The organism is Enterobacter sp. H2G27 (assembly GCF_054403075.1).
The window spans coordinates 3190312-3203683 of record NZ_JBSVSI010000001.1; the positions used below are offsets into that span (position 1 = coordinate 3190312).

Annotated in this window: 15 protein-coding genes and 1 other RNA gene; 9 read left to right on the top strand and 7 right to left on the bottom strand. The window is 53.6% G+C overall.

Annotated elements, in window-relative coordinates; translation table 11 throughout:
• Positions 1 to 16 precede the first annotated feature (16 nt).
• From trmD to ffh, 4 genes are all read right to left on the bottom strand, one after another.
• Positions 17 to 784, bottom strand: coding sequence for a tRNA (guanosine(37)-N1)-methyltransferase TrmD (gene trmD / locus ACW9E7_RS15010; protein WP_014832949.1), 768 nt, complete (start codon positions 782 to 784; stop codon positions 17 to 19).
• Between the two features lie 31 nt (positions 785 to 815).
• Positions 816 to 1355, bottom strand: a complete 540-nt coding sequence (gene rimM / locus ACW9E7_RS15015) for a ribosome maturation factor RimM (protein ID WP_164850638.1) — start codon at positions 1353 to 1355, stop codon at positions 816 to 818.
• A 15-nt stretch (positions 1356 to 1370) separates the two neighbouring features.
• Positions 1371 to 1619: a 30S ribosomal protein S16 gene (gene rpsP / locus ACW9E7_RS15020; protein ID WP_003863133.1), complete on the bottom strand. Its 249-nt coding sequence runs from the start codon at positions 1617 to 1619 to the stop codon at positions 1371 to 1373.
• A gap of 116 nt (positions 1620 to 1735) precedes the next feature.
• Positions 1736 to 3097: a signal recognition particle protein gene (gene ffh, locus ACW9E7_RS15025; protein ID WP_458728000.1), complete on the bottom strand. Its 1362-nt coding sequence runs from the start codon at positions 3095 to 3097 to the stop codon at positions 1736 to 1738.
• Between the two features lie 166 nt (positions 3098 to 3263).
• On the opposite strand from ffh, the gene ACW9E7_RS15030 reads away from it, so the two are divergent.
• On the top strand, positions 3264 to 4055 hold the full coding sequence (locus tag ACW9E7_RS15030) for a cytochrome C assembly family protein (RefSeq protein WP_014884879.1): 792 nt from the start codon (positions 3264 to 3266) through the stop codon (positions 4053 to 4055).
• A gap of 18 nt (positions 4056 to 4073) precedes the next feature.
• Entirely contained in the window at positions 4074 to 5360 is a 1287-nt protein-coding gene (locus tag ACW9E7_RS15035) for an HlyC/CorC family transporter (protein WP_039263458.1), read from the top strand.
• A gap of 52 nt (positions 5361 to 5412) precedes the next feature.
• Here the strand turns inward: ACW9E7_RS15035 and grpE are convergent, their stop codons facing one another.
• Positions 5413 to 6006: a nucleotide exchange factor GrpE gene (grpE, locus tag ACW9E7_RS15040; protein WP_136195203.1), complete on the bottom strand. Its 594-nt coding sequence runs from the start codon at positions 6004 to 6006 to the stop codon at positions 5413 to 5415.
• A gap of 122 nt (positions 6007 to 6128) precedes the next feature.
• On the opposite strand from grpE, the gene nadK reads away from it, so the two are divergent.
• From nadK to bamE, 3 genes are all read left to right on the top strand, one after another.
• A complete protein-coding gene (gene nadK, locus ACW9E7_RS15045) occupies positions 6129 to 7007 on the top strand; it encodes an NAD(+) kinase (RefSeq protein ID WP_008502500.1) in 879 nt (292 codons plus the stop codon).
• 85 nt (positions 7008 to 7092) lie between these two features.
• Positions 7093 to 8754, top strand: a complete 1662-nt coding sequence (gene recN / locus ACW9E7_RS15050; protein ID WP_023616819.1) for a DNA repair protein RecN — start codon at positions 7093 to 7095, stop codon at positions 8752 to 8754.
• Between the two features lie 138 nt (positions 8755 to 8892).
• A complete protein-coding gene (gene bamE, locus ACW9E7_RS15055; protein ID WP_008502502.1) occupies positions 8893 to 9231 on the top strand; it encodes an outer membrane protein assembly factor BamE in 339 nt (112 codons plus the stop codon).
• Between the two features lie 98 nt (positions 9232 to 9329).
• Here the strand turns inward: bamE and ACW9E7_RS15060 are convergent, their stop codons facing one another.
• Together ACW9E7_RS15060 and ACW9E7_RS15065 are read right to left on the bottom strand one after the other, a co-directional pair.
• A complete protein-coding gene (locus ACW9E7_RS15060) occupies positions 9330 to 9617 on the bottom strand; it encodes an RnfH family protein (protein WP_023325903.1) in 288 nt (95 codons plus the stop codon).
• The gene (locus ACW9E7_RS15065; protein WP_458728001.1) at positions 9607 to 10044 is read right to left on the bottom strand and encodes a type II toxin-antitoxin system RatA family toxin; all 438 of its coding nucleotides are present in this window, start codon (positions 10042 to 10044) and stop codon (positions 9607 to 9609) included. Before ACW9E7_RS15065 ends, ACW9E7_RS15060 begins: the two co-directional genes overlap by 11 nt.
• A gap of 156 nt (positions 10045 to 10200) precedes the next feature.
• Between ACW9E7_RS15065 and smpB the strand changes: the two genes are divergently transcribed.
• The 4 genes from smpB to ACW9E7_RS15085 all read left to right on the top strand — a co-directional run bounded on the left by smpB (position 10201) and on the right by ACW9E7_RS15085 (position 13371).
• Positions 10201 to 10683, top strand: a complete 483-nt coding sequence (gene smpB / locus ACW9E7_RS15070) for an SsrA-binding protein SmpB (RefSeq protein WP_458728002.1) — start codon at positions 10201 to 10203, stop codon at positions 10681 to 10683.
• Positions 10684 to 10772: 89 nt separating this feature from the next.
• Positions 10773 to 11136: a transfer-messenger RNA gene (gene ssrA / locus ACW9E7_RS15075) on the top strand.
• A 204-nt stretch (positions 11137 to 11340) separates the two neighbouring features.
• Positions 11341 to 12582, top strand: coding sequence for an integrase (locus ACW9E7_RS15080; RefSeq protein ID WP_348850692.1), 1242 nt, complete (start codon positions 11341 to 11343; stop codon positions 12580 to 12582).
• Positions 12583 to 12828: 246 nt separating this feature from the next.
• Complete coding sequence (locus ACW9E7_RS15085; RefSeq protein ID WP_458728003.1) at positions 12829 to 13371, top strand: 3'-5' exonuclease; 543 nt, start codon at positions 12829 to 12831, stop codon at positions 13369 to 13371.
• Position 13372 lies beyond the last annotated feature (1 nt).

The following is a 13372-nucleotide window of genomic DNA, read 5'->3' on the forward strand; positions in this document are numbered from 1 at the left end:
GATATTCGGGAGCGTATTACGCATTCCCATCATGTTCATGCTGCTGGTGCGCGTGTTCAGTTTTGAACTCGGCCAGCAACTTTGCTTGCTCTTCAGTCAGAGCCAGGTTTTCCAGAAGTTCAGGTCTTCTAAGCCAGGTTCGGCCCAGCGACTGCTTCAAACGCCAGCGACGTATCTCGGCATGGTTTCCAGACAGTAACACTGCCGGGACTTCCATCCCTTCTAACACTTCAGGACGAGTATAGTGTGGACAGTCCAGCAACCCATCGGCAAAGGAATCTTCCGTTGCCGAAGCTTCATGGCCCAGAACCCCCGGAATAAACCGGGCGACGGAGTCAATCAGCGTCATTGCCGGTAACTCACCACCGCTGAGAACGTAATCGCCGATAGACCATTCTTCGTCAATCTCGGTTTGAATTACGCGCTCATCTATCCCTTCGTAGCGCCCACAGACCAGAATCAGCTTTTGATTCGTCGCCAGTTCGCTCACGCCCGCTTGATCAAGCTTGCGTCCCTGAGGTGACAGATAAATCACCTTTGCGCCTTCACCTGCCGCGGCTTTTGCTGTGTGAATGGCGTCCCGTAAGGGTTGCACCATCATTAGCATCCCCGGTCCGCCGCCGTAAGGACGATCGTCCACGGTACGGTGCCGGTCATGAGTAAAGTCACGAGGACTCCAGCTCTGGATGCTCAGCAGGCCATTCTTTACTGCCCGGCCAGTTACCCCGTAATCGGTAATCGCGCGGAACATTTCAGGAAACAGGCTAATTATGCCAATCCACATAGCGCCGTCTTTTACCGTTTATCCGGAGAATTTAAAAACCAGGATCCCAATCTACTTCAATGGTTTGAGTAGTGAGATCGACTTTCTTGATAACCTGTCCATCGAGGAACGGGACCAACCGCTCCTTGATGCCAAATGCATCTTTCAGGTTTGCCTTAATGACGAGAACGTCATTTGACCCGGTTTCCATCATATCGATGACTTTCCCCAGGCTGTAGCCTTCGGTAGTGACCACCTGGCAACCCATAAGGTCTTTCCAGTAGTAGTCGCCCTCTTCCAGCTTTGGCAACTGCGACGAATCCACGACAATTTCACAATTAGTCAGCGCATTCGCGGCATCACGATCGTCAACGCCTTTCAGCTTGATGATGATGTCCTGATTGTGGTGACGCCAGCTTTCCAGCTCGACCTCTTCCCACTTACCGCCTTTCTGGATAAACCAGGGCTGGTAATCAAAAATGCTATCAGCGTCTTCAGTGGAGGAAAACACTCTGAGCCAACCACGGATACCGTAGCAAGAACCCATTTTTCCCAATACGATCGGTTCAACAGGTGCTTTACTGCTCATCATGACCACCGTGACAGATTAAGCTGCTTTGTTTGCTGCTTTGATCAGCGTAGCAACGCGATCGGAAACAGTAGCGCCCTGGCCAACCCAGTGAGCGATACGATCCAGATCCAGACGAGTTTCTTCTTCCGCGCCAGCGGCCAGTGGGTTGAAGAAACCAACGCGCTCGATGAAGCGACCGTTGCGTGCATTACGGCTGTCAGTCACAACAACCTGGTAGAACGGACGCTTTTTAGCGCCGTGACGTGCTAAACGAATAGTTACCATAACATCCTCTTGTGTGAATAAAACAACCGGGCCCCATCGAGGAACGGAGCCCGGGTGTCATATTAAAAGCCCGAAAATTTTACTCATTTTCGGGCAAAAAGCAATCTCAAAAGCGATTAACGCCCTGGAAAACCGGGAGGCATCATGCCTTTCATCCCGCGCATCATCTTCGCCATGCCGCCTTTCTTCATTTTCTTCATCATGCGCTGCATGTCGTCGAACTGTTTCAGAAGGCGGTTAACGTCCTGCACCTGCATGCCGCAACCGGCTGCGATACGGCGTTTACGGGAACCTTTGATGATGTCCGGGTTAGCGCGCTCTTTCAGCGTCATCGAGTTGATGATCGCCTCCATACGCACCAGCACCTTGTCATCCATCTGCGCTTTCACGTTGTCAGGGATCTGGCCCATGCCCGGCAGTTTGCCCATCAGGCTGGCCATGCCGCCCATGTTTTTCATCTGACGCAGCTGCTCAAGGAAGTCGGTGAGATCGAACCCGTCGCCTTTTTTCAGCTTACTGGCGAGTTTCTCAGCCTGCGCGCGGTCAACCTTGCTCTCGATATCTTCGATCAGCGACAGCACGTCGCCCATGCCGAGGATACGGGAGGCAATACGGTCCGGGTGGAACGGCTCGAGCGCTTCGGTTTTCTCGCCCACGCCGAGGAATTTGATCGGCTTGCCGGTGATGTGGCGAATCGAGAGGGCCGCACCGCCGCGGGCGTCACCGTCCACTTTGGTCAGCACTACGCCGGTTAACGGCAGCGCTTCGTTAAATGCTTTCGCGGTATTCGCCGCATCCTGACCGGTCATGGCGTCGACAACAAACAGGGTCTCTACCGGGTTGATAGAGGCGTGCACCTGCTTGATCTCGTCCATCATCGCTTCGTCAACGTGCAGACGACCGGCGGTATCCACCAGCAGCACGTCGTAGAATTTCAGCTTCGCCTCTTTCAGCGCCGCATTAACGATGTCGACAGGCTTCTGCGCCACGTCGGACGGGAAGAAATCCACGCCAACCTGCTCGGCCAGAGTTTCCAGCTGCTTGATCGCCGCCGGGCGATAGACGTCCGCAGAGACCACCAGCACTTTCTTCTTGTACTTTTCGCGCAGGAATTTACCCAGCTTACCGACGCTGGTGGTTTTACCCGCACCCTGCAGGCCCGCCATCAGCACCACGGCCGGAGGCTGAGCGGCCAGGTTAAGCACCTGGTTCTCTTCGCCCATCGCCGAAACCAGTTCATTACGAACGATTTTGACGAACTCCTGACCCGGGGTCAGGCTCTTGTTAACTTCATGACCAACCGCCTTCTCTTTTACGCGGTTGATAAAATCACGAACAACCGGCAACGCGACGTCTGCTTCCAGCAGCGCCATGCGCACTTCGCGCAGCGTTTCCTTGATGTTCTCTTCAGTAAGGCGTCCGCGGCCGCTGATGTTGCGCAGCGTGCGCGACAAACGATCGGTTAAATTATCAAACATTGTCTCTCGCCTGAGTAGAAACGTTGGGTCGCATTGAGCGACACATACACAGAATTTTGCCGGAGTATAACATGAAGGCGCCTTTGTTGTTATGCAACGGTTGGAGCAGGCGTCACGTAACGTTATACTGCTTCTCTTTCTTATTAAGACAACTGTCGATGCCTATATGCCTGTTTTCGCACTGATCGCCCTTGTTGCCTACTCTGTCAGCCTCGCGCTGATCGTTCCCGGACTGCTGCAAAAAAACAGCGGCTGGCGGCGCATGGCTATTCTTTCTGCGGTCATCGCACTGATTAGCCACGCCTTTGCGCTGGAATCACGCATCATCCCCGGCGACGGCAGCGTGCAAAACCTGAGCGTCCTCAACGTCGGCTCGCTGGTCAGCCTGATGATCTGTACGGTAATGACCATCGTCGCGTCTAAAAATCGCGGCTGGCTGCTGCTGCCGATTGTCTACACCTTCGCGCTGATCAATCTGGCCCTCGCCACCTTTATGCCTAATGAGTTCATTACGCATCTGGAGGCGACGCCGGGGATGCTTGTGCATATCGGCCTGTCGCTCTTTGCCTACGCGACGCTGATTATCGCCGCGCTTTACGCCATGCAGCTCGCCTGGATTGACTACCAGCTGAAAAACAAAAAGCTGGCGTTTAACCATGAAATGCCGCCGCTGATGGTCATTGAGCGTAAGATGTTCCACATCACCCAGGTGGGTGTGGTGCTGCTGACGCTCACGCTCTGCACGGGGCTGTTTTACATGAAGAACCTGTTCAGCGTGGAGAATATCGATAAAGCGGTGCTCTCCATCATCGCGTGGTTTGTCTATATTGTCCTGTTATGGGGCCATTATCATGAAGGCTGGCGCGGTCGTCGCGTGGTCTGGTTCAACGTCGCGGGTGCGGGCATTCTCACCCTTGCCTATTTTGGCAGCCGCTTCATACAGCAATTTGCTGGCTAAGAAACAAAGGAGTTCCCCCTGGAACACATCTCTACCACCACGCTGATCGTTATCCTGATCGTCATGGTGGTCATCTCCGCCTATTTCTCCGGCTCGGAAACCGGCATGATGACCTTAAACCGCTACCGGTTACGTCATCGTGCTAAACAGGGTAACCGTGCCGCACGTCGCGTTGAAAAGCTGCTCCGCAAGCCGGATCGCCTGATAAGCCTGGTGCTCATCGGCAACAACCTCGTCAACATTCTGGCCTCTGCCCTCGGCACCATCGTCGGGATGCGCCTCTACGGCAACGCCGGGGTGGCGATTGCCACTGGCGTGTTGACGTTCGTGGTGCTGGTGTTTGCCGAAGTGCTGCCGAAAACCATCGCCGCGCTTTATCCTGAGAAAGTTGCCTACCCGAGCAGCTTCCTGCTGGCACCGCTGCTGATCCTGATGATGCCGCTGGTCTGGCTGCTGAACATGGTGACGCGCGTCCTGATGCGGATGGTGGGAATCAAAGCCGACGTCACCATCAGCAGCGCACTCAGCAAAGAGGAGCTGCGCACCATTGTGAATGAATCCCGCTCGCAGATCTCCCGGCGCAATCAGGACATGCTCCTGTCGGTGCTGGATCTGGAAAAGGTGAGCGTGAACGACATCATGGTGCCGCGTAACGAAATCGTCGGTATCGACATCAATGACGACTGGAAAGCCATCGTTCGCCAGCTGACGCACTCCCCGCACGGGCGCATTGTGCTCTATCGTGATTCACTGGATGACGCCATCAGCATGCTCCGCGTGCGCGAAGCCTACCGTCTGATGACCGAGAAAAAAGAGTTCACCAAAGAGGTGATGCTGCGCGCCGCCGACGAAATTTACTACGTGCCGGAAGGAACGCCGCTCAGCACGCAGCTGGTAAAATTCCAGCGAAACAAGAAGAAGGTCGGCCTGGTGGTCAACGAGTACGGCGATATCCAGGGGCTGGTGACGGTTGAAGATATTCTGGAAGAGATTGTCGGGGACTTTACCACCTCAATGTCGCCTTCCCTCGCGGAAGAGGTCACCCCGCAAAACGATGGCTCGGTGCTGATTGACGGCAGCGCGAACATTCGTGAACTCAACAAAGCCTTTAACTGGCATTTACCGGAAGATGAGGCTCGCACCATTAACGGGATGATTCTGGAAGCGCTGGAAGAGATACCGGCAGCGGGCACGCGGGTGCGCATTGAGCAGTACGATATTGATATCCTGGACGTGCAGGACAATATGATTAAGCAGGTGAAAGTCCTGCCCGTAAAACCCCTGCGCGAAAGTATCGCGGAGTAAGGTTGTAGGCCGGGTAAGGCGAACGCCGCTACCCGGCACTACGGATTGCGAATTACGCTTTCGCTTTCGCCACGGTCACCATCGCCGCGCGGATGGTACGGCCGTTCAGGGTGTAACCTTTCTGCATTACGCCCAGCACTTTACCGGCTTCAATCTCTTCAGATTCAACCATCGCAATCGCCTGGTGAACGTTTGGATCCAGCGGAACGTCGGTATCGGCAATCACTTCCACGCCAAACTTACGCACCACGTCGAGCATGGATTTCAGCGTCAGCTCGATACCTTCGATCATCGCCGCGTTGTCCGGATTCGCTTTGTCAGCCACTTCCAGCGCGCGATCGAGGCTATCGATCACCGGCAGCAGTTCGTTGACGAATTTCTCCAGCGCGAACTTGTGCGCCTTCTCAACGTCCTGCTCGGTACGACGACGCAGGTTTTCCATTTCCGCCTTGATGCGCAGAACACTCTCGCGTTCGCGATTCTGTGCTTCTACCAGCTGGGCTTCCAGATTCGCAATTTTTTCATCGCGCGGGTCCACCTGCTCAGCAGATGCGTCTGGCTCTACAGCCTCAACTTCATCGTGCTGTTCCGTGATAATTTCTTCAGGGGCTTGCCCCTCAGGCGTTTTCTGTTCTTTACTACTCATGAATTTCTCCGCGTTTTTCTGCATTCATCTCGCTAACTTCGCTTATTATGGGGATCAGTTTCCGGGATTCAAGGGAACAAGACAGATTGTCATCATTCATCAGGCACAAGGACCTCCAGAAAATGAATAATCATTTCAGGTGTATTGGGATCGTCGGGCATCCGCGTCACCCTACCGCACTAACGACACATGAAATGTTGTATCGCTGGTTGTGTAGCAAAGGCTATGAAGTGATGGTCGAGCAGCAGATTGCTCAGGAGCTGCAGCTGAAGAGCGTCAAAACCGGCACGCTGGCGGAAATTGGCCAACAGGCCGATCTCGCCGTGGTGGTGGGCGGCGACGGCAACATGCTAGGCGCGGCACGCACGCTGGCGCGTTATGACATCAAGGTCATAGGCATCAACCGTGGCAATCTCGGTTTTTTAACCGATCTCGACCCGGACAATGCCCAGCAGCAGCTGGCCGACGTGCTGGAAGGCCACTATATCAGTGAAAAACGTTTTTTACTGGAGGCACAGGTGTGCCAGCAGGACTGTCAGAAGCGCATCAGCACCGCGATTAACGAGGTCGTGCTTCATCCCGGAAAAGTGGCGCACATGATCGAGTTTGAAGTCTATATCGACGAGATCTTTGCCTTCTCCCAGCGTTCTGACGGGCTGATTATCTCCACCCCGACCGGCTCAACCGCCTACTCGCTGTCTGCCGGCGGCCCGATCCTGACGCCATCGCTGGACGCCATTACCCTGGTGCCGATGTTTCCGCACACGCTCTCCGCCCGCCCGCTGGTCATCAACGGCGACAGCACGATTCGTCTGCGCTTCTCGCACCGCCGTAACGACCTGGAGATCAGCTGCGACAGCCAGATAGCGCTGCCAATTCAGGAAGGTGAAGATGTGCTTATTCGCAGGTGTGATTACCACCTGAACTTGATTCATCCGAAAGATTACAGCTATTTCAATACATTAAGTTCAAAGCTAGGCTGGTCAAAAAAATTGTTCTGATTTTGCATCCAGGACTTTACTGTATATAAAACCAGTTTATACTGTATGAAAACACAGTTATGGTTTTTCATACAGGAAAACAATTATGCTGGCACAACTGACCATCAGCAACTTTGCCATTGTTCGTGAGCTTGAGATCGATTTCCACAGCGGCATGACGGCGATCACCGGGGAAACCGGTGCAGGTAAATCCATTGCCATTGATGCCCTCGGCTTGTGCCTTGGCGGCCGCGCCGAGGGGGACATGGTGCGCATGGGCGCAAACCGTGCCGACCTGTGCGCCCGCTTCTCCCTGAAAGACACCCCTGCCGCCCAGCGCTGGCTGGAACAGAACCAGCTTGAAGATGGACGTGAGTGTTTACTTCGCCGCGTGATCAGCAGCGACGGTCGCTCCCGCGGCTTTATCAACGGCACGGCGGTCCCGCTCTCCCAGCTTCGTGAACTCGGCCAGCTGCTTATTCAGATCCACGGTCAGCACGCGCATCAGCAACTCGTCAAACCCGAACAGCAGAAAGCGCTGCTGGATGGCTATGCGGGTGAGTACGCGCTTACTCAGCTTATGGCCGAGCACTATCGCCAGTGGCATCAGAGCTGCCGCGAGCTCGCTCAGCACCAGCAGCAAAGCCAGGAGCGTGCCGCCCGCGCGGAGCTGCTGGAATACCAGCTCAAAGAGCTGAATGAATTTAACCCGCAGGCGGGTGAGTTTGAGCAAATCGACGAAGAGTACAAACGCCTGGCGAACAGCGGGCATCTGCTCTCAACCAGTCAGAATGCGCTCAACCTTCTGGCCGATGGCGAAGACGTGAACCTGCAGAGCCAGCTGTATAACGTCCGCCAGCTGCTTACCGAACTGGTCGGTATGGATAGCAAACTGTCTGGCGTCCTGGACATGCTGGAAGAGGCGGCCATTCAGATCTCTGAAGCCGGTGACGAACTGCGCCACTACTGTGAGCGTCTGGATCTCGACCCGAACCGTCTGTTTGAGCTGGAACAGCGTATCTCCCGTCAGATCTCGCTGGCGCGCAAGCACCACGTTACGCCGGAAGAGCTGCCGGGCTACTATCAGTCTCTGCTGGAAGAACAGCAGCAGCTCGACGATCAGGCTGACTCGCTGGAAACCCTCTCCCTGGCGGTGAGCCTGCACCATGAACAGGCGCTGGCCACAGCGCAAAAGCTGCATGAAATCCGTCAGCACTATGCTCAGGAGTTAAGCCAGCATATTACCGATAGCATGCACACGCTGGCGATGCCGCACGGCGTCTTCACCATTGACGTTCGCTTTGAAGAGAATCACCTGACGGCGGAAGGTGCGGATCGCATCGAATTCCGCGTCACCACCAACCCGGGGCAGCCGCTGCAGGCGATTTCCAAAGTGGCCTCCGGCGGTGAACTGTCGCGTATTGCGCTGGCGATTCAGGTGATCACCGCGCGTAAAATGGACACCCCGGCGCTGATTTTCGATGAAGTGGATGTCGGCATCAGCGGCCCGACGGCGGCGGTGGTGGGTAAACTGCTACGCCAGCTCGGCGAATCCACGCAGGTGATGTGTGTCACCCACCTGCCGCAGGTCGCGGGCTGTGGCCATCATCACTTTATCGTCAGCAAAGAAACCGACGGTGAAATGACCGAAACGCACATGAAGCCGCTGGATAAACGTGCGCGTCTGCAGGAGCTGGCACGCTTGCTCGGCGGCAGCGAAGTCACGCGTAATACGCTTGCGAACGCGAAAGAACTGCTGGCGGCATAAACTTTTTCGGGATCTCAGGGTCATAGAGAACAACAAAAACGCCGCCAGACCGGTTTCAAAGTGGGGCAAGGTCTATTATCATCGGCATATTACATATGAGCCGCGTTCTGCTCGGGCCCGAAAAGGAATCAAATCACTATGCGTTGTAAAATGCTGACCGCTGCCGCAGCGGTTCTTCTGATGTTGACCGCAGGCTGTTCCACTCTGGAGAAAGTGGTTTACCGTCCTGACATCAACCAGGGGAACTACCTTACCCCTAACGATGTGTCCAAAATCCGCGTGGGGATGACACAACAGCAGGTCGCTTATGCACTGGGAACCCCGATGATGTCCGATCCGTTCGGCACTAACACCTGGTTCTATGTATTCCGTCAGAAGCCGGGGCATGAAGATGCGACCCAGCAGACCCTGACGCTGACCTTCAGCAGCGCCGGTGTGTTGACCAACATCGACAACAAGCCTGCCCTGACCAAATAATCCGGTGTCAGAAATGCAAAAAGGTGCTCATTGAGCACCTTTTTTGTTTTGTGTTGATCCCCTCGCCCCTTTGGGGAGAGGGTCAGGGGAAGAAAGCGCTACTTACTGGCCTTCTCCGCGCGCTGACGACGCAGCTCTTTCGGGTCGGCAATCAGCGGACGATAAATCTCCACCCGGTCGCCCTCTTTCAGCACATCGCCCAGCTTCACCGGACGGCTGTAAATCCCGACCTTGTTCTTCGCCAGGTCGATATCGCTGCGAAGCTCAAGTATGCCGGAAGCGCGGATGGCCTCTTCTACGGTTGCACCCTCTTCCAGCGTCACGCGCTGCAGATACTGCTTCTCCGGCAGCGCGTAGACCACTTCTACAGCAATCTTATGCGACACTGTAAACCTCTTTGGCGCGGGAGGTGAACGCCTGAACCATATTGGACGCCAGCTCTTTAAAGATGCGGCCAAACGCCAGCTCAATCAGCTTATTGGTAAATTCAAAGTCCAGCTGGAACTCGATGCGACAGGCGTCAGCGCTCAGCGGCGTAAACTTCCAGCCCCCCATCAGGGTTTTAAACGGACCATCCACCAGATGCATCAAAATACTCTGATTGCTGGTCAGCGTATTGCGGGTGGTGAACGTCTTGCTGATCCCCGCTTTGGAGACATCCACCGCCGCGGTCATCTGCGTCGGGCCAGACTCCAGAACGCGGCTCCCGGTGCATCCCGGAATAAACTCTGGATAAGACTGAACGTCGTTCACTAACTGATACATTTGTTCCGCGCTGTAAGGCACAAGCGCAGTACGGCTAATCTGAGGCATAGCATTTCCCATGGTCACACAACGGACAAATAATAACATTTATCACCTGTTAAAAAAACGCTAAGCCTCATCTCGTGCTAAGATAGCGCGTTAGACCTCACAGGACGCAATGAGGTGACTTTTTGAAATCAGATTACCGACGGCTTTACGACACTTATGACGAAGAAAAAAGCACATAAACCAGGCTCGGCGACCATTGCGCTCAACAAGCGTGCTCGCCACGAGTATTTCATTGAAGAAGAATTCGAAGCTGGCCTTGCGTTGCAGGGCTGGGAAGTAAAATCGCTGCGTGCCGGGAAAGCCAACATCGGCGATAGCTACGTGCTCCTGAAAGATGGCGAAGCCTTCCTGTTCGGCGCAAACTTTACACCGCTGACCGTCGCCTCCTCACACTACGTGTGTGACCCAACGCGCACCCGCAAGCTGCTGCTGAACAAGCGTGAGCTGGAATCCCTCTACGGACGCATCAACCGTGAAGGTTTCACCGTGGTAGCCCTGTCGCTGTACTGGAAAAACGCATGGTGCAAAGTGAAAGTTGGCGTCGCGAAAGGTAAAAAACAGCACGACAAACGTACTGACCTGAAAGAGCGCGAGTGGCAGCTTGATAAAGCGCGCATTATGAAAAACGCAGGACGTTGATTCTGCACACTTATTGTACTATTCAATAAGTTAGCGTTCCGGGCTGGTATCCAGGAAGTGAAATCTGGTATACTTAGTTCAACACTATTGGGGCTGATTCTGGATTCGACGGGATTTGCGAAACCCAAGGTGCATGCCGAGGGGCGGTTTGCCTCGTTAAAAGCCGCAAAAAAATAGTCGCAAACGACGAAAACTACGCTTTAGCAGCTTAATAACCTGCTCTGAGCCCTCTCTCCCTAGCTTCCGCTCTTAAGACGGGGATCAAAGAGAGGTCAAACCCAAAAGAGATCGCGTGGAAGCCCTGCCTGGGGTTGAAGCGTTAAAACTAATCAGGCTAGTTCGTTAGTGGCGTGTCTGTCCGCAGCTGGCGTGCGAATGTAAAGACAAACTAAGCATGTAGTACCGAGGATGTAGAAATTTCGGACGCGGGTTCAACTCCCGCCAGCTCCACCAAAATTCTCCATCGGTGATTACCAGAGTCATCCGATGAAGTCCTAAGAGCCCGCACGGCGCAAGCCTTGCGGGCTTTTTTGTGCCCTCAGTTTGTCCCCCGAAGTCTGAACTCGACTAATTAAATCCGAACCTTTTAGGCACCTTGTTAGGCACCTCATAAAGCTTTATTGTTTTTGAGGTGCCTAAAACTATGGAAACCCGGCAATGGCAAGACAAACTAAACCTCTCTCCGTTAAGGAAATCGAATCTGCCAAACCTAAGGAAGTAGACTATGTGCTCTATGATGGCGATGGCCTTGAGCTACTGATCAAATCCAGCGGAAGTAAAATCTGGCAATTTCGCTACATTCGCCCTGTCACTAAGAAACGAGCGAAGAAGAGCATTGGTCCCTACCCGTCAGTTACCCTTGCCGATGCCAGAAACTACAGAGCAGAGTCTCGCTCACTCCTGGCGAAACAAATCGATCCACAGGAACATCAGCAGGAACAACTTCGCAGTTCGCTGGAAGCCAAAACCAATACTTTCCAGCTCGTGGCTGAACGTTGGTGGAATGTGAAGAAGGCCAGTGTGACAGAGGACTATGCGGAAGATATCTGGCGCTCTCTTGAAAGAGATGTCTTTCCTGCGATTGGCGACGTTAGCGTTACAGATATCAAAGCTCATACACTGGTTCAGGCCGTGCAACCGGTTCAGGCCAGAGGCGCACTGGAAACCGTCCGTCGCCTTTGCCAACGTATCAATGAAGTCATGATATATGCTCAGAATACAGGCCTGATTGATGCTGTTCCCAGCGTTAATATCGGTAAAGCCTTCGAGAAGCCTCAGAAAAAGAACATGCCCAGCATTCGACCGGATCAGCTACCTCAACTGATGCAGACAATGCGAACAGCCAGCATTAGCCTTTCCACACGCTGCCTGTTCATGTGGCAACTTCTTACTATTACCCGCCCTGCTGAAGCGGCTGAAGCTCGCTGGGAAGAGGTAGACATAGAAGCGCGAGAGTGGAAGATTCCTGCAGCACGCATGAAAATGAACCGCGACCATACTGTTCCATTGTCAGATGAAGCCATTGCTGTTCTGGAAATGATGAAACCGTTAAGTGGCAATCGGGAATTCATTTTCCCAAGTCGTTTGAAGCCTACTCAGTCAATGAATAGCCAAACGGTAAATGCTTCGCTTAAGAGAGCAGGATTCGGCGGTATCCTCGTGTCACATGGTCTGCGATCTATTGCAAGCACAGCTCTTAATGAGCAAGGCTTTCCACCCGATGTGATTGAGGCTGCGCTTGCCCATGTTGACAAGAATGAAGTACGTCGAGCCTATAACCGAAGCGATTACCTTGAGCAGCGCCGCCCGATGATGCAGTGGTGGGCTGATTTTGTAATGGCTGCGGATCGTGGAAATATGATTGGAGATGGTATTCGAGGTATAAGGCTCGTCGGATGACATAGTTACAAGCGCCAGCCATAGGCGCTTTATCTGTATTAGCTCAGACTTGACCTGACAGTTTTATTTGGCAGCAGACTATCAAATCTGACAGTCTGCTTTGAGCGAACAGCGGAAGTTCGCATATGGTTTAAGTCTGATAAAGGCATTAGTTAAAGGGTGGTGTGGTAGATACTTACCACCCGTAATAGCGTATCGTTTTCTTTTACAAGCCAAATAGCAGTGCCCTCAATCGCAGGAGTGATTATGAATGCTAGCGAGATTTTCGTTTCAGTCGATATTGAAACATCCGGCCCGGTCCCGGGATTATTTAGTCTGCTTTCCATTGGGGCCTGTCTGGTGCATGCGCCCGACGTGCGTTTTTATGCCGAGTTGAAGCCTGACTGCACTGGCTTTGATCCTGAGGCGCTGGCAGTGACGGGATTTAACCTTCAGGCACTGGCTACCACCGGCATAGCCCCCGCGGACGCCATGCTTCAGTTATCCACATGGCTCACAACCCACCTTCAACCGAGCCAGAAGCCGGTCTTTACGGGACTGAATGCCCCCTTTGACTGGTCATTCATCAATTACTACTTCCATAAATATACGGGGAACAACCCATTTGGCTTCAGTGCATTAGATATTAAAGCTTACTTTATGGGGGCAACAGGCTGTACGTGGTCTGAGGCCAAATCATCAATGATGACACAGCGTTTATCTGCCAAAGGAAGACCCAGCCATAATGCTCTGGATGATGCATTATTTCAGGCAGAGCTTTTTGCGATGATGCAAAATAAAGGGTCTTGAT

Coding starts and splice junctions, on each gene's coding strand:
- trmD (WP_014832949.1), bottom strand. CDS start 784: ATGTGGATTGGCATAATTAGCCTGTTTCCTGAAATGTTCCGCGCGATT.
- rimM (WP_164850638.1), bottom strand. CDS start 1,355: ATGATGAGCAGTAAAGCACCTGTTGAACCGATCGTATTGGGAAAAATG.
- rpsP (WP_003863133.1), bottom strand. CDS start 1,619: ATGGTAACTATTCGTTTAGCACGTCACGGCGCTAAAAAGCGTCCGTTC.
- ffh (WP_458728000.1), bottom strand. CDS start 3,097: ATGTTTGATAATTTAACCGATCGTTTGTCGCGCACGCTGCGCAACATC.
- ACW9E7_RS15030 (WP_014884879.1), top strand. CDS start 3,264: ATGCCTGTTTTCGCACTGATCGCCCTTGTTGCCTACTCTGTCAGCCTC.
- grpE (WP_136195203.1), bottom strand. CDS start 6,006: ATGAGTAGTAAAGAACAGAAAACGCCTGAGGGGCAAGCCCCTGAAGAA.
- nadK (WP_008502500.1), top strand. CDS start 6,129: ATGAATAATCATTTCAGGTGTATTGGGATCGTCGGGCATCCGCGTCAC.
- recN (WP_023616819.1), top strand. CDS start 7,093: ATGCTGGCACAACTGACCATCAGCAACTTTGCCATTGTTCGTGAGCTT.
- bamE (WP_008502502.1), top strand. CDS start 8,893: ATGCGTTGTAAAATGCTGACCGCTGCCGCAGCGGTTCTTCTGATGTTG.
- ACW9E7_RS15065 (WP_458728001.1), bottom strand. CDS start 10,044: ATGCCTCAGATTAGCCGTACTGCGCTTGTGCCTTACAGCGCGGAACAA.
- smpB (WP_458728002.1), top strand. CDS start 10,201: ATGACGAAGAAAAAAGCACATAAACCAGGCTCGGCGACCATTGCGCTC.
- ACW9E7_RS15080 (WP_348850692.1), top strand. CDS start 11,341: ATGGCAAGACAAACTAAACCTCTCTCCGTTAAGGAAATCGAATCTGCC.
- ACW9E7_RS15085 (WP_458728003.1), top strand. CDS start 12,829: ATGAATGCTAGCGAGATTTTCGTTTCAGTCGATATTGAAACATCCGGC.